The following is a 23,288-nucleotide window of genomic DNA, read 5'->3' on the forward strand; positions in this document are numbered from 1 at the left end:
CGCCGCGGCCATCACGGCGCGGAATCGGGGTGGTCTCCTGTGCATGGTTCCTCCGCTCGGTGGGTGGTGCGGTGCGATCAGTGCGAACTGGGGACGAAGCCGGTGAGGCGGACGCGCGCGGCGTCGGCGCGCCGCGCGGTGTCGAAGCGGGTGGTGCCGTCGGACGTCACGTCGATCGCGTCGAGCCTGATCCCGAGACCGTGATATTGCGCATCTGTGCGATAAGTCCAACGCAGCTGGGTGGTGCCGGCCGCGAGACGAGCGTCGGCGCGCCACCACGCCCGTCGCGCGTAACCCGAGACCGAACCCTCGGGCGCGGCCAACGTGCGGCCGTGGTCGCGCAACGCGAAGGGCAGCGTCGTCCAGGTGACCCCGTCGCTGCTCTGCTCGAGCGTGAGCACGTCGGCCCCGGGCTCGGTGTCGTACCAGAGCGCGAAGCCGAGCCGGTCGCCGCCTGTGGCGGCGTCGTCCAACGGCGCGGTGAGCGTCGAGGTGGTCGCGTCGGCCAGGCCGGCGTACCACGACGTGCGGCCCTGCGCCGGGTGCACCGGCAGGGCCGCCGCGAGGTCGTCGGCCACCGCGCGTCGGGCGGGGTTGTTGGACCCCCAGTTGCGACTGGGGTGCACCCGGTTCGTGAGCAGGATGGCGAACGAGTTCGTGGTGGGGTCGACGACGAACGTGGTGCCGGTGAACCCGGTGTGCCCGATCGTGTAGGGCGTGGCCAGCGCGCCCATGTAGAAGTACTGGTACAGCTCGAAGCCGACGCCGTGGTTGTGACCGGCGTACGCCTGGTTGAGGTTGGTCATCAGCGCCCGCACCGCAGTAGCGGAGAGGATGCGCTGATGGCGGTACACGCCGCCGTTGAGCAGGGTCTGCGCGAGCACGGCGAGGTCGTCGGCGTCGGAGAACACCCCGGCGTGGCCGGCGACGCCGTCGAGCGCCCAGGCGTTCTCGTCGTGCACGACGCCGCGGACCATGCCGCGATCCGGAACGCGCTCGTACTCGGTGGCCGCGATCCGCGGCAGCAGTGACGCCGGCGGGTTGTACATCGTGCTCGTCATGCGCAGCGGACGGGTGATGCCGTCGCGGACGAGCGCGTCGAGTCGCGTGCCGGTGATGGCCTGGACGATCAGCTGCACCGTCATCATGTTGATGTCGGAATAGACGTAGGCGCTGCCGGCAGCCGCCTGCGGGACGCTGTCGAGGATGGCCGGGACGCGTTCGGCGGCGGGGCGCTGCCAGAGGCCGGGCACCGGGTCCGGTGCCAGGCCGGACGTGTGGGTCAGCAGCTGACGCACGGTGATGTCGCCCTTGCCGTGCGAGCCGAAGGCGGGCAGGTAGCGCACCACCCGGGCGTCGAGGTCGAGGCGGTCGCGGTCGACCAGTTGCATCGCGACGATCGCGGTGAACAGCTTGGACAGCGACGCGAGGTCGTAGATCGTGTCGGTCCGGGTGCGCACGCGCTGGTCGGCCGGCAGCAGCGTCGGCGTGTCGTCGGCGTAGAGGGACGCGTACCCGTGCGCGGACTCGTGCACCACGACGCCGTCGTGCGCGGCGAGGGCGACCCCGCCCGGGTACAGCGGGTGGCCGCCGGTGCCCTGCGGCTGCATGCCGGCCTCGACGTCGGCACCGATGCGGTCGATCGACGCCGGCAGCAGGCCGGCGCTGCGCGGCGAGCCGTGGTGCAGCGTGCGGACGGGGTGCCCGAGCATGCCGCGCAGGGCGGCGGAGGGGGCGGGGACGACCTGCGCCGGCGAGTTCTGCTCGCGCGGCGCGGGGGCAGCGACGGATGCGTCCGCGGCCGCGCCCACGCCGAGCGCGACGACGGCGGTCGTGACGAGCAGACGTCTCATCGGGAGTCTCCTTCGCGGTAGATGAGGTAGGGCCGGCGCTGGCTGCGGAACCCGGCGACGTCGGCGCGCATCGTCCGGACGATCCGGGCGGGGGAGTGACCGGCATCGACCCCCTGTCGCAGCGCGGGACTGCCGGCCAGCTTGTCGATGTCGTACGGCTCGACCTTGTCGCCCTCGTCGTAGCGCCAGGCGAAGTCGCGGTAGAGGTGGTGCAGCGACGTCAGCATCGTGACGGCCGTCCGTACGGCGTCGAAGGCGACCGGGTCGGTCACGTAGGTCTGCACCCCACGGCACACCTCGCCCTGGTACGCCGCGGACGTCGGGGCGAACGCGGCCTCGCGGAAGTCGGCGCCGGGCAGCCCCGCGGCACGCAGCGCCGCCGTCCACCTCTCGTCCACGTACGGTGCGCCGATCAGCTCGAACGGCTGGGTGGTGCCGCGGCCCTGCGACAGGTTCGTCCCCTCGAACCAGCAGGTGCCCACGTACACGAGCGCCGACGTCACGGTCGGGATGTTGGGCGACGGCGCGACCCACCGCAGCCCGCCGGTGTCACCGGGCCGGTCACGACGCCAGCCGGTCATCGGGACGACGGTCAGGTCGAGCCGCTTGCCGGCACGGTCGGGCAGGTACTCGGCGGCCAGCAGGCGGGCGAGCTCGCCGGCGGTCATGCCGTGCTGCTGCACGATGGGCGCGCGACCGACGAGGGTCTCGAGCCGCGGCAGCAGTCGGAAACCGGCGACGCGGTTGCCGCCCTGCGGGTTGGGCCGGTCGAGTACGACGACGCGTCGGCCGCTCGCGGCGCAGGCCGTCATGACGTCGTAGAGCGTCCACATGTAGGTGTAGAAGCGCACGCCGAGGTCCTGGATGTCGAAGACGATCGTGTCGACGCCCGCCTCGTCGAACAGCGGCGCCATCTCCGTCCAAGCCAGGTTGTAGAGGTCGTAGACGGTGAGCCCGGTGCGTGGATCGACCGAGCTGCCCTCGGACCCGCCGGCCTGCGCCGTCCCGCGGAAGCCGTGCTCGGGGCCGAAGACCGCGCGCAGGTCGACGCGGTCGTCGGCGTGCATGACGTCGACGATCGAGTCGAGGTCGTCGGTGACGCCGGTCGGGTTGGTGAGGACGCCGACCTTGCGGCCGCGCAGGACGCGGTAGCCGCTGTCGACAAGTCGCGCCAGCCCGGTGCGCACGCGCATCGCGCCGGCGCCGTGACCGGGGTGAGCGGGGTGGGTGGAGTGGGTGGACGGGTGCGGGCTGCTCGCGGCGGCCGGCGTCGTCGCGGCGTCGCCCACACAGCCGGTGACGGCGGCGGCCGCGACCCCGAGTGCCCCGGCGCCGAGGACGCGGCGACGGCTCGGGCCGGTCATCGGGCCACCACCGGCTCGCGGTCGTCGACCGCCGGTGGTGCCTTCGGTCGCGCGGGTCGCACGAGCGCTACCAGGCCACCGACGACGAGCGTGATGAGCACGCCCAGCGGCACGAACCACGGGAACGCCAGGCCGGTGCCCTTCGCCTTGTCGGCCTCCCACCACAGCATGTCGCCGGCCGGCGTGACCTTGACGCGCAGCACGACCCACGCCATCACCACCACCGTGGTGACCAGCGCGATCGCCGCGGCGACCTCGCCCGCGCGCTTCACGAGCAGGCCGAGGATGAACGCGCCGAGCATGGCGCCGTAGGTGTAGCCGGTGATGGACAGGCCGATGACCACGACCTGGCTGCCGGTGTCGTCGAACAGCGACGCGAAGACCACCATCACGGCCGTCCAGGCGAGCGTCGCGTAGCGCGCGATCGTCAACATCTGCTCGGGCGTGGGACGGCGGCCCAGCCAGGCGCTCATGATGTCGGCGACCGTCGAGTTCGACAGCGAGTTCAGCGCCGACGAGAGCGAGCCCATCGTGGCGGCGAGGATGCCCGCGATGAGCAGGCCCGACAGGCCGACCGGCAGGCCGTGCAGCACGAAGTCGGGGAAGATCTGGTCGGACGTCTTGAAGCCCAGCTTGTCGAGCGCCGCGCCGTCCTTGTAGACCCACAGCAGCGCGCCGACGAGCGAGAACAGCGCGAACTGCACGGTGACGGCGATACCGCTGCCGATCATGGCCTTGCGACCGTCGGAGAGGCTCTTGGTCGCGAGCACGCGCTGCGCGATGAGCTGGTCCGAACCGTGCGATGCCATGCCGAAGATGGCGCCGCCGACGACCGCGGTCAGGAACGCGTACGGATTCGTGACGAGGTTGAAGAAGCTCCAGTCGTCGGTCTGGAAGATGTGGAACTTGCCGGCGTCGAGGGCGTCGCCGAGCGCGCTCACGCCCGTGTGGCCGAGTAGCACGGCGATGCAGACGACGGCGCCACCGAGGTACAGCGTCATCTGGATGACGTCGGTCCAGATGACGGCCTTGATGCCGCCGACGTAGGTGTAGGCCACCGTGATCAGCGACAGGACGAGGATGATGACGAAGTAGTTGACCGAGACCCCGAGCTCCTTGAGCAGCAGCTTGATCGGGATCGCCGAGGCGAAGAGCCGTACCCCCTCGGCGAGCAGCCGGGTGATCAGGAACGTCAGCGACGCCAGCCCCTGCACGTGGCGACCGAAGCGTTCGCCGAGGTACTGGTAAGCGCTGACGAAGCCGCCGCGGAAGTACAGCGGCAGCAGCACGAACGACACCAGGGTGCGCCCGATGATGTAACCGAACGCGAGCTCCACGTAGGAGAAGTTCGTCAGGTAGGCGACGCCGGGGACGCTGATGACGGTGAGCGTCGACGTCTCGGTCGCGACGATGGAGCCCATCACCGACCACCACGGCATGGAACGCTCGCCGGTGAAATAGTCCGCCGCGGTGCGCTGCCGGCCGGACAGCCGCAGTCCGATCACCGCGATGACGACCAGGTAGGCGACGATCACGGTCACGTTGATCGCGTCGTGCACGAGCTTCTCCTCTGCGTTCGAGCGGAACTGCGCTGTCAGGTCAGTGGGTGACGGTCACCTTCGACAGGCCACCGGGACGGTCGATGTCGACGCCGCGCGAGACGGCGAGGGCACGGGCGACGAGCTGGCCGGGGACGACCGCGACCACCGCGCTCAGCCACGGCGGCACCCCCGCCGGCACGGGCACGATCGTGGTGACGCCGTCGGGCAGGGACGCGTCGTTCGTCGCTGCTCCGAGCACGTGGACGGCGGCGCCGCGACCGAGCAGCTCGGGGACGAGGTCGAGGACGCCGGTGGTGGCGGCCTCGTCCGGGGCGACGAGCAGCACCGGCACCTCCGGCGTCACCGCTCCGATCGGGCCGTGCCGCAGGTCGGCGGGGGAGTAGGGGACGACCTGCGTGCCGGTGAGCTCGGTGATCTTGAGGGCCGTCTCGTGGGCGGTGGCCAGGTTGAGGCCGCGCCCCACCGCCACGGCCCGGCTCGCCGGGTGCAGCGTCCGGGCGGTCTCGCGGGCGGGGGCGTCGGCGGCCACGAGGGCGTCGGCGACCAGTCCGGGGAGCGCCCGCAGGTCCTCCCACGCGCCGTCGTCGCCCGAGGTGGGGCCCAGCGCGAGCGCGAGGCCGGCGACCGCCACCAGCGACGTCGTGTACGTCTTGGTCGCCGCCACGGATCGCTCCCGCCCGGTGGCGAGGTCGACGACGTGGTCGGCGTGCGCGGCCAGCGGCGAGCCCGGGTCGTTCGTGATCGCCACCGTGGGACGGCCCTGTTCCCGCGCCGCGGCGAGGACGGCGACGATGTCGGTCGAGCGGCCCGACTGCGAGACCGCCACGACGAGCTGCCCGGCGAACGACGGCGTGCGGTCGTAGACCGTCGACAGGCTCGGCGTGGCCAGCGTCACCGGCAGGCCCGAGCGGATGGGCACGAGGTACTGCGCGTACCGCGCGGCGTTGTCGGAGCTGCCGCGGGCGACGAGCGTGAGCCCGGTGGCGTCGACGGCCAGCGCGCGCATCCGCTCGACGTGGGCGGGCAGCGTGTCGAGCAGCCGACCGATCGCGGCGGGCTGCTCGGCCAGCTCGGCGTCGAGATGGGTCATGAGACCTCCTGGCCCGCGAGCAGGACCCTGCGCACGACGAGCTCGTCGGTGAGCACGACGACGTCGGCCGTCGTGCCGGGCCGCAGCGTGCCGACGTCGTCGCGGCCGAGCAGGCGGGCGGGCGTGGTGCTCGCGGCGTGCAGCGCCGCGGCGACCGGGACGCCGGCCCCGACGGCGTTCCGGACGCACCCCGCGAGTGTCGCCGCGCTGCCGGCGAGTGCACCCTCGGCGTTGCGCACCGCGCCGCCGCCGAGGGTGACCGGCACGTCGCCGAGCCGGTACCGGCCGTCGGGCATGCCGGCCGCCGCGGTCGCGTCGGTGACCAGCGCGACCCGGCCGGGCGCGGCGGCGAAGGCGAGTTGCACGTTCTCGGGCGCGACGTGATGGCCGTCGGCGACGAGACCGACGACGACGTCCGGACGGGTCAGCGCGACACCGGCCAACCCCGGCTCGCGCCCGCGCAGCGGTTCCATCGCGTTGAACAGGTGGGTGACGCCTCGGGCGCCGGCCGCGAACCCGGCCCGGGCCGCGTCGGCGGTGGCGGCGCTGTGCCCGAGCAGCACGACGACGCCGTGCGCGGTGAGGCGCCGCACCGCGTCGAGGGCACCGAGCAGCTCGGGCGCGAGCGTCACGAGCACCACGCGATGGCCGGCCACCAGCCGCTCGACGCCGGCGGCGTCGGGGTCGCACCGGTGCGCGGCCGGGTGGGTGCCGAGGCGTTCGGGCGCCAGCCACGGGCCCTCGAGATGCGTGCCCAGCGACCGGGCGCCTCGGTCGGTGGTCTCGTCGAGCGCCGCCAGCCGCTCGGCCGCCGCCACCGTGGCGTCCGGGTCACCGGTGATGAGGGTCGGGACGAAGGACGTGACACCGTCGCGCGCCAGCGCCCGGTGCAGCGTCGCCAGCTCGGCGGCGTCCGCGGCCGCGACGTCGACGCCGGCGTAGCCGTTGACCTGCACGTCGACCAGGCCCGGCGCGGCGATGCCCGTGGCCCCGGCCGGGGCGAGCCCGACGGCCTCGACCCGGCCGTCGGCGACGGCGACGTCACCGGGCAGCAGGCGGTCGCCGACCAGTGCCGCGGCCACTCCCAGCCGGCGGCTCATCGGGCCATCACCAACCCGGTCACGCGGGCCAGCGGCTCGGGCAGCCGCAGCGGCCGGTCACCCGGGGTGATGCGGCCGAGCACGCGGGGCGTACGACTGCCGGTGCCGCCCGGCACGACGCCGGGCACCCCGTGCCACGTCAGCCAGCCCAGCAGGGCCACGAGGTAGGCCTCCTTGGCGTCCGCGGGGAGGCCGAGCTCGTCGGTCGAGCGCAACGGCGCCGGGGCCAGCAGAGCCCCGAGTCGTCGGGTGAGGACGGGGTTGCGCATGCCCCCGCCCGACCCCACCACCGCGGTGACGTCGTGGGCCCGGCACGCCGCGGCGACGGTGCGGGCAGTCAGCTCGACGAGGGTGGCGGCGAGGTCGTGCTGGTCGATCTCGCGTCCGTCGATCGCCCGATCCAGCCAGTCGGCCGTGAAGAGCTCGCGCCCGGTCGATTTCGGCGGATCCTGCGCAAAATACGGTTCCGCCAGCAGACGGTCGAGGAGGTCCTCGTCGACCCGGCCGGCGGCGGCGAGCCGGCCGTCGACGTCGAAGCCCTCACGGATGGCCGCACGGTCGGCCACCACGTCGAGCAGGCAGTTGGCGGGGCCGGTGTCGTAGGCGAGGACCGCGGCGCCGTCCCCGCCGACGACGGTCAGATTGGCGATGCCGCCGAGGTTGAGGGCCGCACGACGCTCCGGGCCGTGCAGCCACAGCGCGTCGAGCGTGGAGGCGAGCGGTGCCCCGTGTCCGCCGGCGGCGACGTCGCGTGCCCGCAGGTCGCTGACGACGGGCAGGCCGGTCGCCTCGGCGATCCAGGCGGGCTGTCCGACCTGCATCGTGCCGCGCGCGGCGCCGTCCTCGATCCAGTGGAAGACGGTCTGCCCGAGCGAGGCGACGAGCTCGCCACCGTGTTCGCGGACGGCCGCGGCGGCGACCGTTCCGCAGAACCGGCCGAACTCGGTGTCGAGACGGCACAGCTCCCCCGCGGTCGTCGTCGCCGGGGGCAGGACCGCCAGCGCGGCCCGGCGCACGTCCCGGGGCAGCGCGACGGTCTCGGCGTGCACCGGTCGCAGTGTCGCGACGTCGTCGGTGCCGATCGTCAGGTCGGCGACCGCGACGTCCAGACCGTCGACCGACGTCCCCGAGAGCATGCCGACGACCCTCATCCGACACCGATCCCGTAGGGCTGCGGGTCGGTCGCGAGCGCGGCCCGCACCGACCCGGCGGCAGCCAGCCGGTCGCGGGCCACGGCGGCGTCGACATCGGCGAGCAGCATGACCAGCGCGACCTGCACCGAGCGGTCGGCGGCGTCCAGAGCCTCGTTCGCGGTCGCGTCGGGGACCCCGGCGGCGTCGCGGACGATGCGCACGGCGCGACGGCGCAGTTTGTCGTTGCTGGCCAGCATGTCGACCATCCACGGACCGAAGGTCGCGCCGGCGCGCACCATCGCCGCGCTCGAGAGCGTGTTGAGGGCGATCTTCTGGGCGGTGCCGGCGGCGAGCCGGGTCGATCCGGCGATGACCTCCGGACCGGTGAGCAGCTCCGCCGTGACGTCGGCGACCGCGGCGAGGGGGCTGCCCACGACGTTGCAGACGCCGACGGTCGCCGCGCCCCGTTCGCGGGCGCGCCGCAGGGCGGCCAGCACGTACGGCGTGCGGCCGGAGGCCGTCACGCCGACCACGACGTCGGCCGGCCCGGCCGTGATCGCGTCGACGTCCCGGGCACCGGCGGCCGTGTCGTCCTCGGCGCCCTCGACCGCCTGCGCGCCGGCCACCGAGCCGCCGGCGAGCAGCACGACCGCCCGGGCCGGGTCGAGCGCGAAGGTCGGCGTCAGCTCGGCGGCGTCCTGGACGGCGAGCCGCCCGGGCGTCCCGGCGCCCACGTAGACGAGCCGACCGGTGCCGGCGAGGGCGGCGCCGGCGAGGTCCGCGGCGTGAGCAAGGGGGCCGACGGCGTCGACCACCGCCTGCGTCGCCCCGCGGTGCCCGGCCGCGAGCCGCGCGACCAGGCGCTCGGTCGGCCAGGTGTCGAGGTCGGCGGTGTCGGCGGCGACCGCCTCGGTCGGCAGGCCGTCGGTGTCGTGCTCCCGCGGGGCCGACGCTCCGTGGCTGGCCTCGGCGGCGAACGGGCCGAGGTCGGCCAGCAGCGTCCGCAGGCCGGCGACGGCGTCACCGGCCGGTTCCTGCCAGGTGCGCGGGGCCTCCGCGTACAGCCGGGGACCGAGCACCGCGGCGAGACCGCCGACGACGGCCGTCGGCAGCTGCTCGGGAAGCGGCGCGAGGGTGGCGGCGACGCCGGCGGCCGCGGCGTCGAGCACGGTGTGCGCGCGGGCGTCGCCGGCGGCCGCGGTCGCGACGACATCGGGGACGAAGGCGGCCAGCCGGGCCGCCAGATCCGCTTCGCCGAGCAGGCCGGGCCAGCTCGCGGGCGTGCCGAAGCGCGCCAGCGCGGCGTCGCGGAGCGGGCCGTCGGCGTCGGTCGCGGCCCGCAGCGCCTGCAGCCCGATCCACGCGCCCCCGCCGATGTCGCCCAGCAGCAGGCCCCGGCCGTCCAGCCGGGTGATCGTCGCGCCGTCGCGCGCGACGACGACCGCGCCGGTGCCGAGCGCGACGACCGCGCCGTCGCCCCCGGCGAACGCGCCGGCCTGCCAGGCGGCGGAGTCGCTGACGACCAGCACCTCGCTCGGCGCGGGGTCGAACGCGCCGGCGAGCGCGTCGGCGAACTCCTGCGCTCGCGCGGGGGCGGTGACGACGCCGGGCGCGCACACCGCGAGCCGCCACCGCTCGGGCAGCGCGACCGCCGCCCGCACCGCCGCGGCTGCCGTCCGGGCGGCACCGATCGCGCCTGCGGCGTCGACCAGCCCGGCGCCGCGTCCGCTGCGCACGTCGACGGGCTGCGCGGCGACACCGCCGTCGGCGGGGTCGACGACCACGCGGGTGTGGCTGCGGCCGAGGTCCACCAGCACGTCGGTGACGGGTGGGAGCGCGGGCGTCATCGCTTGCCCTCCGACGGCGGGAGGATGTCGACCTCGATGAGGTAGCGGTCGGCGCGGTAGAGCGCGTCGACCAGCTCGACGACGTCGCCGTGGTGGTCGCGCGAGATCCGCACGAAGCGGAACACCGCGGTGCCGGTCGGGACGCCCAGGAGGTCGGTGTCGGCCGTGGGCGGGACGACCGGGGAGACCGTCTGCCGGCCGCTGGCGACGCGGCGGCCGAACCGCTCGCGCAGCACGGCGTAGTACGAGCCGTCCGCGAGATCCTCGCCGGCCAGGCCGGGGGTCCGGTCGACGGGGACGTGGAGCGTCTCGAGCGCGATCGGGTCGGCGTCGGCGAGGCGGAGCCGGCGCACCACCAGCACCGGGTCGCCCTCGGCGATCTCGAGCTGGGCGGCGAGCCCCGCCGATGCACGCTGCGTCCCGGTGTCGACGAGGCTCGACGCCGGCGCGAAGCCGCGTCGCCGCATGTCTTCGTGGAACGACGTCGCCATGAGCGGCTGCGCCGCGGCCGGGCGCCGCACGAACGTCCCCGCGCCGTGCCGGCGCTCGACGACCCGGCGCTCCTCGAGCTCGTCCAGGGCCCGGCGGACCGTCATCCGGGAGACCCCGCAGCTGTGCGCCAGCTCGCGCTCGCCGGGCAGCACGGCCCCCGGGCCGAGCTGCTCGGCGAGATCGCGGACGTACCGTTCGACCTGATCCGCACGAATTGGCACGCGACAGGTATAGACCTCTTGCCGGGGTGGCGGCAAGGGGGTGGCGTGGTCGGCCCCGGTTCCGCGCGGCCGAGACGTCGTGACCACCGCGCTGGCACGGGGGCCGAGCAGGGCGGGAGCGCCGGACGCGGAGAGTGAACGCCGCCGTTCGCTGTCGGCGGACGGGCCGGGGGAACATCGCCGGCCGCAGCTGTCTTGAGTCGGTATCGCTCAAGAATCGAGGCTTCCATGTCCGACGTGCTGACCCTGCCGATCCTGTCCCTGCCCGACGTCGTCGTGCTGCCGGGGATGGTCGTGCCGGTCGCGCTCGACGCCGACACGCGTGCCGTGGTCGACGCCGCCCGTGCCGGCTCCGACGGCGAGCTGCTGCTTGCGCCCCGGCTGGCCGACCGCTACCCCACCTACGGCGTGATCGCGACCGTTGAGCAGATCGGCCGGCTGCCCGGCGGTGAGCAGGCCGCGGTGCTGCGGGCCGGCCGCCGCGCCCGGCTCGGGTCCGGCGTGCCCGGCCCCGGCGCGGCGCTCTGGGTCGAGGCCGAGCCCGTGGCCGACGAGCCGGTCACCGAGCAGCTGCGCGGGCTCGCCGACGAGTACCGCACCGTCGTGATCGCGATCCTGCAGCGCCGCAACGCCTGGCAGGTCGTCGACTCGGTGCAGCGCATCACCGACCCGTCCGAACTGGCCGACCTCGCGGGCTACGCGCCGTACCTGACCGACGAGCAGAAGCGGGAGCTGTTGGAGACGCCCGACGTCGAGGCGCGGCTGCTGCGCGTCCTCGCCTGGGCGCGGGACCACCTGGCCGAGCTCGAGGTCAGCGAGAAGATCCAGACCGACGTCCGCGAGGGCATGGACAAGCGGCAGCGTGAGTTCCTGCTGCGCGAGCAGCTCGCCGCGATCCGCAAGGAGCTCGGCGAGGGCGAGCCCGAGGGCTCGGACGACTACCGCGCCCGCGTCGAGGCCGCCGACCTGCCCGAGAAGGTGCGCGAGGCGGCGCTGCGCGAGGTGGACAAGCTCGAGCGCGCGTCCGACCAGAGTCCGGAGACCGGCTGGATCCGCACCTGGCTCGACACCGTGCTGGGCCTGCCGTGGGGCGAGAAGACCGACGACAACACCGACATCGCCGGCGCCCGCGAGATCCTCGACGCCGACCACCACGGGCTGGACGACGTGAAGGACCGCATCGTCGAGTACCTCGCCGTCCGTTCCCGCCGTGCCGAGCGGGGCATGGAGGTCGTCGGCGGCCGGGGCTCCGGCGCGGTCCTCGCCCTCGTCGGGCCGCCCGGCGTGGGCAAGACGTCGCTCGGCGAGTCCGTGGCCCGCGCACTCGGCCGGAAGTTCGTCCGCGTGGCCCTGGGGGGCGTGCGCGACGAGGCCGAGATCCGCGGTCACCGCCGCACCTACGTCGGCGCGCTGCCCGGCCGCATCGTCCGGGCGATCGGTGAGGCCGGTTCGATGAACCCGGTCGTCCTGCTCGACGAGATCGACAAGGTCGGCTCGGACTTCCGCGGCGACCCGGCCGCGGCGCTGCTCGAGGTGCTCGACCCCGCGCAGAACCACACCTTTCGAGACCACTACCTCGAGGTCGATCTCGATCTGTCCGACGTCGTCTTCCTGGCGACGGCGAACGTCGCCGACACGATCCCCGAAGCGCTGTACGACCGCATGGAGGTCGTCACGCTCGACGGCTACACCGAGGACGACAAGGTCTCCATCGCCCGCACGCACCTGGTGCCGCGGCAGCTGTCGCGGGCCGCGCTGAACACCGACGAGGTGAGCATCAGCGACGAGGCGCTACGGCGCATCGCGGGCGAGTACACCCGCGAGGCCGGCGTGCGGCAGCTCGAGCGAGCCGTCGCCCGCGTTTTGCGCAAGGTTGCGACAAAGCTGGCGGCCGACGACACGCCGATCCACGTCGAGGAGTCGAACCTGCGCGACTTCCTCGGCCGGCCGCGGTTCCTGCCCGAGTCCGCCGAGCGGACCGCGGTTCCGGGCGTAGCCACCGGGCTCGCCGTCACCGGCACCGGCGGGGACGTGCTGTTCATCGAGGCCACGGCGATGCCGGGTGAGGCGCGGCTCCACCTCACCGGCCAGCTGGGCGACGTCATGAAGGAGTCCGCGCACATCGCGCTCAGCTACCTGCGCTCGCACCGTCCCGATCTCGTCGAGGCGCTCGACCGCACGATCCACCTGCACGTGCCGGCCGGGGCCGTCCCCAAGGACGGGCCGTCGGCGGGCGTCACGATGGTGACGGCGCTGGCGTCCCTCGCCACCGGTGTCCCGGTCCGTTCGGACGTCGGCATGACCGGCGAGGTCACGCTCAACGGCCGCGTGCTGCCGATCGGCGGCGTGAAGCAGAAGCTGCTCGCGGCGCAGCGTGCCGGGCTGACGACGGTGTTCATCCCGCAGCGCAACGAACCCGACCTCGACGACGTCCCGGCCGAGGTGCTCGCCGCGCTCGACGTCCGGCCGGTCGGGGACGTGGCGGAGATCCTGGCCCACGCGCTCGAGCGGCAGGACGCCGTGACCCAGGCCGCCTGACCCCGTCCGAACACTTTTGGCGGCTCGACGCAGCATGATGCGTCGAGCCGCCAAAAGTGCGTCGTGGTCAGGTCGTGGTGGTCCGAGGCGCTGGTGTGGTCATGACTCCACGGTGCCCGCCGCGACCTGCTCGCGCTATCGGTGACCGCCCTGAATCGCCTCGGGGGGAGGACCCCGGGTGACCCCGTGCCGCACGTCGCCGGTGTCAGGGCACCAGCACGGTGCGCTCGAACGGACCGCCGTGCGCGGCCGCGTGCGCGACCGCGGCCGCGACGTCGTCCAGCGGGAACGTCGTGACGTCGTCGCCTGCGAGGTCGAGCACTCCCGATCGGACCATGGCCAGGAGCCGGGGGACGACGTCGAGCCGGTACATCCACTGCCCGCGCACCGTGACCGAGTTGCGCATCAGCCACGGATAGGGCAGCGCGAGGTCGTCACCGCCGAGCATCCCCACACCGCCCATGAGAACGACCCGGCCGTACTCGCGCACCGTCATCGCGGCGCTCCGCGCGACCTCGGCACCCACCGCCGGTGGCAGCATGTCGAAGACGAGGTCGATCGGATCGTCGGCCGCGGCCCGCATCGCTCGCTGGTCGGCGTCGGGGTCGCCCGAGAGGGCGACGGTGACGACCCGCTCACCGAAGCGCCGCACCAGTCCGTCGAGCACGCTCCGGTTGCGCCCGACCGCGATCACCCGGGCTGCACCCATGGCCAGCGCCACGGCCACGGCCGCGCTGCCGAAGTTCCCGGTGGCGCCGCTGACCAGGACGGTCTCGCCGGCGCGCAGGTCACCCGCGTCCAGTCCGCCGAACGTGATGAGGGGTACCCCCAACCCGGACCATCGCGCGGCCTGCGCCGCCCCGACCGCGCCGCGCTGCAGCAAGATCGCGTTCTCGGTCGGCACGACCGCCTGTTCGGCCCACGTGCCGTCGTGGAAGTGACGTGACAGGAGCAGGCCACCCTCGCCGCGCGAGCTCCAGCCCTGCAGCGTGATGTCGCCCAGGACGCCGCCGTCACGCGATCGGACGGTCGGGTCGCACCACACGACGTCGCCCGCCCGCAGCGAGGTGGCGTCGGGGCCAGTCCGCAGCACTCGGGCCACCGCGCCGACGCCGGGGATCACCGGCGGTTCGAGCGGGTAGCTGCGCGCCCCACCGAAGACCTCGGCCGAATAGGGCAGGACACCCGCCGCCATGACCTCGACCAGCACCTCGCCACCGCCCGCGCTCGGGTCCGGCACCTCCCGCACCGCCAGTGGCTGTCCGAACTCCGTCAGCACCGCTGCTCGCACGATTTCCTCCGCTCATGGCTGCTTGTTCCATCGACGGTAGGAACCGCGCGGACATGCGTCCAACGACTGTCGAGCATCTAAGTCATCATGTTTCATCATGGATCTCTCGATGACCGGCCTGCGGGTGCTGCTCGCTGTTGTCGAACAGGGCTCGTTCACCGCTGCCGCCGGTCGCCTCGGCTACACGCAGTCGGCGGTGTCGCGCCAGGTGGCGGTGCTCGAACGCGAAGCGGGTGTCACCCTCTTCGACCGGGGCAGGGGAGGTTCCCGACTGACCGCCGAGGGGGTGATCGTGGCGCGTCATGCCCGCGTGGTGCTGGACGAGCTCGCCGCCGCCGGACGCGAGCTGACCGGGGCGCGCGAGCGGTCGGTGCACCTGGGTGCGTTCGTCAGCGCCGGGTTCGCGCTGCTGCCCGCCGCCCTGGCGTCGCTGCGGCGTCGTCACCCCGACATCAGGGTGACGACGCGGGAGGGAACCACCCCGGCGCTGGTTCGCTCGCTGCGCGCCGGCACCCTCGACCTCGCCGTCGTCACGGCGCGACCGCCGTTCCGCGCGCCCGACGCCGAGTCGCCGCGGCTCGTCACCGAGCGCATCGGCGACGTCGAGCTCGTGGTCGCCGTGCCGTCGGACAGTCGCTACGCCGGCCGCGGCGAGGTCGGCGTGGCGGAGCTCGCCACCGCCGACTGGATCGCGAGCCCGGGCACGGCAGCCGAGCCGCTGCTCGGGGTCTGGCCCGGTCTGCCGGGCCGGCCCCGCGTCGCGCACGCCGCGCGGGACTGGTTGACCAAGCTCCAGCTCGTCGCCGCCGGCTGCGGCGTCACGACGGTGACCCCTGACGTCGCGCCGCTGCTACCCGGGGGCGTCGACCTGGTCCGCGTGGCCGACGCGCCGCCCGAGGTACGACGTCTCGTCGTCGTTTGTCAGCCGGGCCGGCCGACGCCGGAGGTCGCCGCCGTGGTCTCGGCGCTGCGCTCGCCCTGAGCGGCCTCCCGGGCCAGCGCGGCGTCGAGCCGCTCGCCCTCGATGTCGGGGTCGGGGACGAGGCGGCCGAACCACGCCGGGTGGTGCCAGATCCGTTCGCCGACGATCGCCATCACCGCGGGGACGAGGGTCAACCGGACGACGAACGCGTCGACGAGCACGCCGACGGCGAAGCTGAAGCCGATGGACTTGATGATCGGGTCGTGGCCGAGCAGGAACGACGCGAACACCGCCGCCATGATCAGTGCCGCGGCGGTGACCACCCGCGCCGACTGCCCCGTGCCGAGCACGACGGCCTGACGGGCGTCGCCGTGCTTGGTGAAGTGCTCCTTGATGCGTGACACCACGAAGACCTCGTAGTCGCTCGAGAGCCCGAAGATGATGGCCAGCAGGATGATCGGCAGGAAGCTCAGGGTCTGGCTCGGCTCCACCCCGAAGACGCCCTTCAGCCAGCCCCACTGGAAGACCGCGACCTCGGCCCCGAACGCGGCCCCCACCGAGAGCAGGAAGCCCACGATGGACTTGAGGGGCACGAGGACGGTGCGGAACGCGAACGTGAGCAGGACGAACGCCAGGCCGGCGACGACGACGAGGAACACCGGCAGGGCGGCGCCGAGCTTGCCCGAGACGTCGATGTCGGTGGCGGTGGCGCCGCCGACGAGGACGTGCGTGCCCGTCGCCCCTTCGATGCGGGTGCGGTCGTCACGGATGCGATGGACGAGGTCGGTGGTCGCCTGGTCGTTGGGGCCGGTCGTGGGGACGACGCTGATGAGGGCGATGCCGTTGGCGACGGTCGAGACCGTCGCCGACGCGACGCCGTCCTCGCGGCCGAGCTCGGTGGCGACCGGTGCCACCTGCGCAGCGTCGCGCACACCCTGGGCGACGACGGTGAGCGTGCCGTTGTAGCCGGGGCCGAAGTGCTCCGTGGTGAGGTCGTAGGCCCGGCGCGACGTGTCGTCGGTGGTGCGCGACCCGGCGCCGGGCAGCCCCAGCTCCATGCTCGTCACCGGAATGGCGAGGGCGCCCAGCGCGATGACGCCGACCAGCAGGACGGGCACCCGGTGCCGCACGACCCACGCCGCGTAGCGCGTCCCGCGCAGGTCCTCGGGGCGGGTGACGGCCGTCCGGGTCGCCGGGCCGGCCCGGCGCAGCAGCGGCAGGCGCGAGAAGCGGGCGACCCGCGAGCCCGCGAAGCCGAGCGCGGCCGGCAGCAGCGTGAGCGCGATGAGCAGGGCCACGAGCACCGCACCGGCCGCGGCCAGGCCCATCGTCGTGAGGAACGGGATGCCGACCACGGCGAGGCCGCACAGGGCGATGACGACCGACAGGCCGGCGAAGACGACCGAGCTGCCGGCCGTTCCCGCGGCACGCCCCGCGGCCTCCTGCGGGTCGTGGCCGTGCAGGACGTGGTTGCGGTGCCGCGACAGGATGAACAGTGCGTAGTCGATGCCGCACGAGATGCCGAGCATCGTCCCCACCGACGTCGCGGCGGTGGCGATGTCGACGAGCGCGGCGAGGGCGGTGAAGCCCATGAGCGAGATGACGACACCGAACAGCGCGGTGACGATCGGCAGCCCGCCGGCGACGAGCGAGCCGAACGTCAGGACGAGGATGACGAGGGCGACGACGATGCCGATGGCCTCGGGGCTCGCAGCCTCGGTCGGTTGCGGGTAGACGGTGCCGGTGAACTCGACGCGCAGGCCGGCGTCGCGTGCCGCCGCGACGGCGGGGTCGAGCCGGTCGAGCGTGCCGGTCTTCACGTCGCCCGGCGCCGAGTCGTAGTAGACCGTGGCCAGGGCCAGCAACTTGTCCGGCGACACCGAGTGGGTCCGGAACGGGTCGGTCACGGTGGTCACCTGCGGCACCCGGCCGAGCTGCTGGACCGTCCGGGCGACGACCGCCTGGTCGGCGGTGTCGGTGATGTCGCCGTCCTCGCGTGCGAAGACGACCTGCGTCGTGGCGCCGGAGGCCGCCGGCAGCTTGTGCTGCAGCACCGAGACCACCTGCTGCGCCTCGGTGCCGGGGATGGTGAAGGTGTTGGTCGTCTTGCCGCCGGAGAGCTGCGCGAGCGCCACCACCGCGACGACCGCGGCGAGCCAGCCCCCGAGCACGATCCAGCGACGGCGGAAGCACCAGCGCGCGAGGCGGTAGAGGCGGACGGACACGCGGGGCTCCTTGGGCTTGCGGGCGGCACGCCGATGGCCGGCGGCAGGGGGACGACTGCCACGGTAAGCATCATTGCCGTCGGATGCAAAATTGCCGCACGTGTTAGGGTCGCGCAGTGTCCGACCCGTCCGATGGTGCCGTCACGGGCGGCGGGCTGCGCGCACGGTCCAAGGCGCGACGTCGCGATCTGATCCAGCGCACCGCGATGCGGCTGTTCGCCGAGCGCGGCTACGACGAGACCACCGTCGCCGACGTCGCGGAGGCGGCCGAGGTCGCGCCGCGCACGGTGTCGGGCTACTTCCCGAGCAAGCTGGAGCTCGCGACCGCGTTCGCCGACGACCTCGCGACCCGGCTGACCGCGTCCTTCCGCAGCCGGCCGGACGCCGACCTGCTCGACCTGCTCGACCAGTGGCTCGTCGCCGTCACCGATTCGCTGGACCCCGAGCTGGCCCGGCTCGCGCTCGCGATGTACCGGACGAACCCCGGGCTCGGCGCCCTCGGCAGTGCGCACCTCACCGAGTCCGCCGAGCTCGGCGCCGCCGCGATCGCCGCGCGCGTCGGGCTGCCGGTCGACCATCCGATGATCGCCGTCCGCGGCGCCACGATCGGCGCCACCCTGGGCGAGTACCTCAAGGCGATCGCGACCGGCGACGACGTCGCGGGGCTGCGGGAGTCCGTCCTCGCCTACCTGGGAGCCGTGCTCGCCCCGGCGGCGGCGGACGTCACTTGAGCTCGCCGGAGCTCTTGCCCAGCAGGCGTCGCGCGATGATGAGCTGCTGGATCTGCTGCGTCCCCTCGAAGATGTCGAGGATCTTCGAGTCGCGCGCCCACTTCTCCAGCAGCGAGTTCTCGCTGTAGCCCAGCGACCCTGCGAGCTCGACGCACTTCGTCGTGATCTCGACGCCGACGCGGCCGGCCTTGGCCTTGGCCATCGAGGCCTGCAGCGAGTTGGCCTTGCGGTTGTCGGCCATCCACGTCGACTCGAGCGTCAACAGGTAGGCGGCCTCCCAGTCGGCCTCCAGCTGCAGGTACGCGGCCGCGGCCGCGGGCTGCGCGTAGGACGGTCGGTCGTAGTCGACCTCGACGCCGGCCTCGCGCAGCAGGTCCTCGATCTCGTCCAGCGCCGCCCGCGCGCAGCCGACCGCCATCCCGGCGACCAGCGGGCGGGTGTTGTCGAAGGTCTGCATCGCGCCGGCGAAGCCCTGTCCGGTGTCGTCGTTGACGTCCGGGTCGCCGAGCATGTTCTCCTTCGGGACGCGGCAGTCCTCGAAGATGATCGTCGCGGTGTCGGACGCGCGGATGCCGAGCTTGTGCTCGAGCCGCTCGACGCGGCAGCCGGGCGTGTCCTTCGGGACGACGAACGACTTGATGGCCGCGCGGCCCTTGCTCTTGTCCAGCGTGGCCCACACGACGACGGCGTTGGAACGGCCCCCCGCGGTCACGTAGATCTTCTCGCCGTTGATGACGTAGTCGTCGCCGTCGCGCACCGCGGTCGTCGAGACGGCCGACGAGTCGGACCCGAAGCCGGGCTCGGTGATGGCCATGGAGGCCCACAACCCGCCGAAACGCTGCAGCTGCTCGTCGTTGGCCACCGACGCGATCGCCGCGTCGCCGAGCCCCTGGCGCGGCATCGACAGCACGAGGGCGACGTCGCCCCAGCACGCCTCCATGATCGACAGCACCGAGGACATGTTGCTGCCGTTCTTGTTGCCCGGCTTGTCCTTCGCCTCGTCGCGGCGCACACCTCGCGCCCCCGTGCCGCCCTCGCCGCCGTCGTTCATGCCGTCGATGAGCGCGGCGAGCGTGTCGAGCTCCTTGGGGTACTCGTGCTCGGCCTGGTCGTACTTGCGCGAGATCGGCCGGAAGATCTCGGTCGAGACCTGGTGGGCCTGGTTGACGATCTGCGCGAACTTCTTCGGCGTCTCGAGACTGATGGCCATCAGACCAGCACCGCACCTTCCATGACCGCGGCGGCACGCAGGTCGCGGTACCAGCGCTCCACCGGATGTTCCTTGACGTAGCCGTGACCGCCCAGCAGCTGGACGCCGTTCGACCCGATCTGCATGCCGTACTCGGCGGTGAGCCGGCGCGCCAGGGCGGCCTCGCGGGCGAAGCTCCTGCCCTGCTCGGCGCGGGCCGCGGCGCGCAGCGTGGTGAGTCGCGCGCCCTCGAGCTCGATGCCGATGTTGGCGACCATGAACGCGACCGCCTGCCGGTTGCTGATCGGCTCGCCGAAGGCCTTGCGTTCGTTGACGTAGGGGATCACGTAGTCGAGGACCGCCTTGCCCGTGCCGCAGGCGAGCGACGCCCACCCGATGCGCGAGAGCCGGATGCAGTCGGCGTAGACGTCGGCGGCCGCCGCCCCCAGCAGCGCTGCCTTCGGGACCGTCACCCCGTCGAGCAGGACGCGGCTGGTCGCGGCGGCCCGCAACCCCATCGCCGGCTCGGACTCGACGGTGATGCCCGTCGTCCCCGACTCGAGGACGAACAGCGCCGGCGTGCCCTCGAGCGCCGCCGCGACGACGAAGAGCTCGGCGCTCGCGGCCCGCGGCACCAGGGACTTCACGCCGTCGAGCACGTAGCCGTCCGGTGTCTCGCGGGCGGTGGTCCGCAGGTCGAAGGGGTCGAAGAGCGGGCGCGGTTCGAGCACGCACAGCGCGGCGGCGGGGACGTCGTCGCCGACGAAGGCGGGCAGGTAGGTCTGCTGCTGCGACTCGTCACCCCACAGCACCAGCGCGTTCGCGACCGCGGCCGGCGCCAGGCAGGCGACGGCCAGGCCCATGTCGCCGTGGGCGAGGGCCTCGGCGACCAGCGCGCCGGTCGTGACCGAGCGCTCGCTCGCCATGCCGCCGAGCGACTCGGGCACGGTGAGCTGGGCGAGCCCGAGCTCGGTGACGGAGCGCTTGAGCACGGTGTCGGGTGCCGCGCACTCGGCGTCGGCGTCGGCGGCGACCGGGCGCAGCTGCTCGGCGGCGAACTCGCTCGTCGCCTCGACGAACATCTTCTGCTCGTCGGTGGGCGTCAGGTCGAACAGCCCGCTGCCGGTCGCGGTGCTCGGCCGCTTGCCCGCGCCGCGGCCCGGTGCCTTCGCGAACGTCCGGTTCGCCGCGGCCACGGTGCGAAAGCCCGCGCGGCTCGCCTCGTAGACGGCCTTCTCCGTCTGCCTGCGCAGGCCGAGCCTGTCGATGACGGAGACGCCGGCGAGCCGGTTCAGGGCGGCGAGCCCGACGCCCATCACGTCGCGGCCCCGTCGGTTACGGCCAGACATACCTGACAACCCCCAGGTCGGAAAGTCACTGGTACACGTAGTTCCAGGTAAATCTACCGGTCGAGGCGGACGACGCAATCGGCAGTGGGCGGCGGCACAGGCCGGCGGCGCCCGTCGGCCCGGGGCGCAACCTGTACGGGGCCTGTGGGGTTGTGCGGGGCGGGCCGGCCGGGAACGCCCGCTGTCTAAGCTGCGTTGAACGGATGACGGTGTTCGCACCCGTCGTCGTCACCAATCGAGGAGGTCGGCCGCGGTGTCCAACCCGGTGATCAACAACTTCGGTCGCATGGGCAACGGCGGTTATCCCGCGCCCAGCGCCACCGAGCTGCAGGGCATGTACGACCAGCCCGCGTACGCCGGTCCCCGCCAGGGTGGCGGGTACATGACGCTGGACTCCGTGGTGCAGCGCACCGCCGCGATGCTCGCGACGGTGTTCGCCGTCGGCGCCATCACCTGGGTCGCGGTGCCCGATCGACTCTTCCTCCCGGCGCTGCTCATCGGCGCGCTGGCCGGCGCGGGCCTGGGCATGTTCCTCGCCTTCACCCAGCGGGTGAACGCGGCGACGGCGCTGATCTACGCGGCGTTCGAGGGCGTCTTCCTGGGCGCGGTCAGCCACGCGTTCGAGCAGTGGAAGCCCGGCATCGTCATCCAGGCGGTCGTCGGCACCGCGATGGTCGCCGGCGGGATGCTGTTCGTCTACAAGATCGGTGCGATCCGGGTGACGCCGCGCTTCACCCGTGTCGTGGTCGGCGCCACGATCGGGGTCTTCGGACTCATGGTCGTGAACCTCGTCGCCTACCTGTTCACCGACGACGGCCTCGGCCTGCGCTCCGGCGGTCCGATGGCCATCGGCTTCAGCCTGCTGTGCATCGTGATCGCGGCCTTCAACCTGGTCTTGGACTTCGACATGATCGAGCGGGGTATCCGGCAGGGCGCGCCGCAGAAGATGGCGTGGCTCGCGGCCTTCGGCCTCACCGTCACGCTGGTGTGGCTCTACATCGAGATCCTGCGCCTGCTCGGGTACGCCCGCGACTGACGCACCCCCGTCTCCCGGCGCCGCCGGTCTGCCCCGCGCAGGCCGGCGGCGTTCGCGTCTGCGGCCACCGCGCTCAGGAGAGCCGTTCGAGGACCATCGCCATGCCCTGGCCGCCGCCGACGCACATGGTCTCCAGGCCGAACTGCTTGTCGTGGAACCGCAGCGAGTTGATCAGCGTCGACGTGATGCGGGCGCCGGTCATCCCGAAGGGGTGCCCCACCGCGATGGCGCCGCCGTTGACGTTCAGCCGGTCGATGTCGATGCCCAGCTCGCGCTGCGAGCCGAGGACCTGCACGGCAAAGGCCTCGTTGATCTCGACCAGGTCGATGTCGGCGATGCCCATGCCGGCGTTGGCCAGGGCGCGCGTCGACGCCTCGATCGGACCGAGGCCCATGATCTCCGGCGACAGACCCGACACGCCGGTCGCGACGATGCGGGCGAGCGGGGTGAGCCCGAGCGCGCGGGCCTTCTCGTCACTCATGACGACGACGGCCGCGGCGCCGTCGTTCAGCGCGCAGCAGTTGCCGGCGGTCACCGAGCCGTCGGGGCGGAACACCGGCTTGAGCTGCGACACGGCCTCGTAGGTGACGCCCGCGCGCGGCCCGTCGTCCTTCTCGACGACGGTGCCGTCGGGCAGCGTCACCGGCGTGATGTCGCGCGCCCAGAAGCCGGACGCGAGAGCCTGCTCGGCGAGGTTCTGCGACCGGACGCCGAAGTGGTCCATGTCCTCCCGGCTGATGCCGGTGTGCAGGGCAACGTTCTCGGCCGTCTGCCCCATGGCGATGTAGACGTCGGGCAGGTGATCGTCCTCGCGCGGGTCGTGCCACTCGCTCGCGCCGGACTCCGCCGCCTTGGCGGTGCGGGCCATCGCCTCGTCGAAGCGTTCGTTGCGGGAGTTCGGCCACCCGTCGCTGCTGCCGTTGCCGAAGCGCGAGACGGTCTCGACGCCGGCCGAGACGAAGGCGTCGCCCTCGCCGGCCTTGATGGCGTGGAAGGCCATGCGCGTGGTCTGCAGCGACGACGAGCAGTATCGGTTGACGGTCGTGCCCGGCAGGAAGTCGTAGCCGAGCTGCACGGCGACGGTGCGTCCGATGTTGAAGCCGGACTCGCCGCCGGGCTGGCCGCAGCCCATCATCAGGTCGTCGAGCTCGCGGGGATCGAGCTCGGGCACCTTGTCGAGGGCGGCGCGCACCATCTGCGCGGCGAGGTCGTCGGGCCGTATGCCGACGAGCGACCCCTTCCCGGCGCGGCCGATCGGCGAGCGGGCGGTCGAGACGATGACGGCTTCGGGCATCGGGGCTCCTTCACGCGCGAACAGCGGTCCGCATCCGATGGTGCCACCGGT

Annotated in this window: 17 protein-coding genes; 4 read left to right on the forward strand and 13 right to left on the reverse strand. The window is 73.4% G+C overall.

The window, feature by feature from the left end:
• Positions 1-77 precede the first annotated feature (77 nt).
• From BUE29_RS18735 to BUE29_RS18775, 8 genes are read right to left on the reverse strand one after another with little or no spacing between them, the layout of a single operon-like run.
• Entirely contained in the window at positions 78-1,853 is a 1,776-nt protein-coding gene (locus tag BUE29_RS18735; protein ID WP_073391995.1) for a serine hydrolase domain-containing protein, read from the reverse strand.
• Positions 1,850-3,217, reverse strand: coding sequence for an exo-beta-N-acetylmuramidase NamZ family protein (locus tag BUE29_RS18740; protein WP_084181449.1), 1,368 nt, complete (start codon positions 3,215-3,217; stop codon positions 1,850-1,852). Before BUE29_RS18740 ends, BUE29_RS18735 begins: the two co-directional genes overlap by 4 nt.
• Positions 3,214-4,776, reverse strand: coding sequence for a sodium:solute symporter (locus tag BUE29_RS18745; RefSeq protein WP_073391996.1), 1,563 nt, complete (start codon positions 4,774-4,776; stop codon positions 3,214-3,216). Before BUE29_RS18745 ends, BUE29_RS18740 begins: the two co-directional genes overlap by 4 nt.
• A gap of 40 nt (positions 4,777-4,816) precedes the next feature.
• Positions 4,817-5,869, reverse strand: a complete 1,053-nt coding sequence (locus BUE29_RS18750; RefSeq protein WP_073391997.1) for an SIS domain-containing protein — start codon at positions 5,867-5,869, stop codon at positions 4,817-4,819.
• The gene (gene nagA, locus BUE29_RS18755; protein ID WP_073391998.1) at positions 5,866-6,969 is read right to left on the reverse strand and encodes an N-acetylglucosamine-6-phosphate deacetylase; all 1,104 of its coding nucleotides are present in this window, start codon (positions 6,967-6,969) and stop codon (positions 5,866-5,868) included. Before nagA ends, BUE29_RS18750 begins: the two co-directional genes overlap by 4 nt.
• A complete protein-coding gene (locus tag BUE29_RS18760) occupies positions 6,966-8,120 on the reverse strand; it encodes an anhydro-N-acetylmuramic acid kinase (protein ID WP_073391999.1) in 1,155 nt (384 codons plus the stop codon). Before BUE29_RS18760 ends, nagA begins: the two co-directional genes overlap by 4 nt.
• Positions 8,117-9,949 (reverse strand): N-acetylmuramic acid 6-phosphate etherase, encoded by a 1,833-nt coding sequence (locus BUE29_RS21640; RefSeq protein WP_084181451.1) that lies wholly within the window; start codon positions 9,947-9,949, stop codon positions 8,117-8,119. The genes BUE29_RS18760 and BUE29_RS21640 overlap by 4 nt, the downstream gene beginning before the upstream one ends.
• Positions 9,946-10,662: a GntR family transcriptional regulator gene (locus BUE29_RS18775; RefSeq protein ID WP_200800313.1), complete on the reverse strand. Its 717-nt coding sequence runs from the start codon at positions 10,660-10,662 to the stop codon at positions 9,946-9,948. Before BUE29_RS18775 ends, BUE29_RS21640 begins: the two co-directional genes overlap by 4 nt.
• 228 nt (positions 10,663-10,890) lie before the next feature.
• Between BUE29_RS18775 and lon the strand changes: the two genes are divergently transcribed.
• Entirely contained in the window at positions 10,891-13,200 is a 2,310-nt protein-coding gene (gene lon, locus BUE29_RS18780; RefSeq protein WP_073392000.1) for an endopeptidase La, read from the forward strand.
• Positions 13,201-13,405: 205 nt separating this feature from the next.
• Here lon and BUE29_RS18785 read toward each other — a convergent pair whose 3' ends face one another.
• Positions 13,406-14,491 (reverse strand): quinone oxidoreductase family protein, encoded by a 1,086-nt coding sequence (locus tag BUE29_RS18785; RefSeq protein ID WP_200800314.1) that lies wholly within the window; start codon positions 14,489-14,491, stop codon positions 13,406-13,408.
• 97 nt (positions 14,492-14,588) lie between these two features.
• Here BUE29_RS18785 and BUE29_RS18790 point away from each other — a divergent pair, with 97 nt between their 5' ends.
• Entirely contained in the window at positions 14,589-15,473 is an 885-nt protein-coding gene (locus BUE29_RS18790) for a LysR family transcriptional regulator (RefSeq protein WP_073392001.1), read from the forward strand.
• Here BUE29_RS18790 and BUE29_RS18795 read toward each other — a convergent pair.
• Positions 15,413-17,638 carry an MMPL family transporter gene (locus BUE29_RS18795; protein ID WP_073392002.1) on the reverse strand — a complete coding sequence of 742 codons (2,226 nt, stop codon included), beginning with the start codon at positions 17,636-17,638 and terminating at the stop codon, positions 15,413-15,415. The two genes, BUE29_RS18790 and BUE29_RS18795, sit on opposite strands and share 61 nt — an antisense overlap.
• Positions 17,639-17,754: 116 nt before the next feature.
• Between BUE29_RS18795 and BUE29_RS18800 the strand changes: the two genes are divergently transcribed.
• On the forward strand, positions 17,755-18,369 hold the full coding sequence (locus BUE29_RS18800) for a TetR/AcrR family transcriptional regulator (RefSeq protein ID WP_143168260.1): 615 nt from the start codon (positions 17,755-17,757) through the stop codon (positions 18,367-18,369).
• On the opposite strand, the gene BUE29_RS18805 is transcribed toward BUE29_RS18800, so the two are convergent.
• On the reverse strand, positions 18,362-19,579 hold the full coding sequence (locus BUE29_RS18805) for an acyl-CoA dehydrogenase family protein (RefSeq protein WP_073392003.1): 1,218 nt from the start codon (positions 19,577-19,579) through the stop codon (positions 18,362-18,364). The two genes, BUE29_RS18800 and BUE29_RS18805, sit on opposite strands and share 8 nt — an antisense overlap.
• Entirely contained in the window at positions 19,579-20,907 is a 1,329-nt protein-coding gene (locus BUE29_RS18810) for an acyl-CoA dehydrogenase family protein (RefSeq protein ID WP_073392004.1), read from the reverse strand. The genes BUE29_RS18805 and BUE29_RS18810 overlap by 1 nt, the downstream gene beginning before the upstream one ends.
• Positions 20,908-21,160: 253 nt before the next feature.
• Between BUE29_RS18810 and BUE29_RS18815 the strand changes: the two genes are divergently transcribed.
• Positions 21,161-21,943: a Bax inhibitor-1/YccA family protein gene (locus tag BUE29_RS18815; protein WP_200800315.1), complete on the forward strand. Its 783-nt coding sequence runs from the start codon at positions 21,161-21,163 to the stop codon at positions 21,941-21,943.
• 73 nt (positions 21,944-22,016) lie between these two features.
• On the opposite strand, the gene BUE29_RS18820 is transcribed toward BUE29_RS18815, so the two are convergent.
• Positions 22,017-23,237 (reverse strand): acetyl-CoA C-acetyltransferase, encoded by a 1,221-nt coding sequence (locus BUE29_RS18820; protein WP_073392005.1) that lies wholly within the window; start codon positions 23,235-23,237, stop codon positions 22,017-22,019.
• Between the last annotated feature and the right edge of the window lie 51 nt (positions 23,238-23,288).

Origin of the sequence: Jatrophihabitans endophyticus (assembly GCF_900129455.1) — a bacterium.
Lineage (GTDB): Bacteria > Actinomycetota > Actinomycetes > Mycobacteriales > Jatrophihabitantaceae > Jatrophihabitans > Jatrophihabitans endophyticus.

What these genes read in the sequence shown, in the direction of transcription:
- BUE29_RS18735 (WP_073391995.1), bottom strand. Translation starts at nt 1,853, where the DNA reads ATGAGACGTCTGCTCGTCACGACCGCCGTCGTCGCGCTCGGCGTGGGC.
- BUE29_RS18740 (WP_084181449.1), bottom strand. Translation starts at nt 3,217, where the DNA reads ATGACCGGCCCGAGCCGTCGCCGCGTCCTCGGCGCCGGGGCACTCGGG.
- BUE29_RS18750 (WP_073391997.1), bottom strand. Translation starts at nt 5,869, where the DNA reads ATGACCCATCTCGACGCCGAGCTGGCCGAGCAGCCCGCCGCGATCGGT.
- nagA (WP_073391998.1), bottom strand. Translation starts at nt 6,969, where the DNA reads ATGAGCCGCCGGCTGGGAGTGGCCGCGGCACTGGTCGGCGACCGCCTG.
- BUE29_RS18760 (WP_073391999.1), bottom strand. Translation starts at nt 8,120, where the DNA reads ATGAGGGTCGTCGGCATGCTCTCGGGGACGTCGGTCGACGGTCTGGAC.
- BUE29_RS21640 (WP_084181451.1), bottom strand. Translation starts at nt 9,949, where the DNA reads ATGACGCCCGCGCTCCCACCCGTCACCGACGTGCTGGTGGACCTCGGC.
- lon (WP_073392000.1), top strand. Translation starts at nt 10,891, where the DNA reads ATGTCCGACGTGCTGACCCTGCCGATCCTGTCCCTGCCCGACGTCGTC.
- BUE29_RS18790 (WP_073392001.1), top strand. Translation starts at nt 14,589, where the DNA reads ATGGATCTCTCGATGACCGGCCTGCGGGTGCTGCTCGCTGTTGTCGAA.
- BUE29_RS18805 (WP_073392003.1), bottom strand. Translation starts at nt 19,579, where the DNA reads ATGGCCATCAGTCTCGAGACGCCGAAGAAGTTCGCGCAGATCGTCAAC.
- BUE29_RS18810 (WP_073392004.1), bottom strand. Translation starts at nt 20,907, where the DNA reads ATGTCTGGCCGTAACCGACGGGGCCGCGACGTGATGGGCGTCGGGCTC.
- BUE29_RS18820 (WP_073392005.1), bottom strand. Translation starts at nt 23,237, where the DNA reads ATGCCCGAAGCCGTCATCGTCTCGACCGCCCGCTCGCCGATCGGCCGC.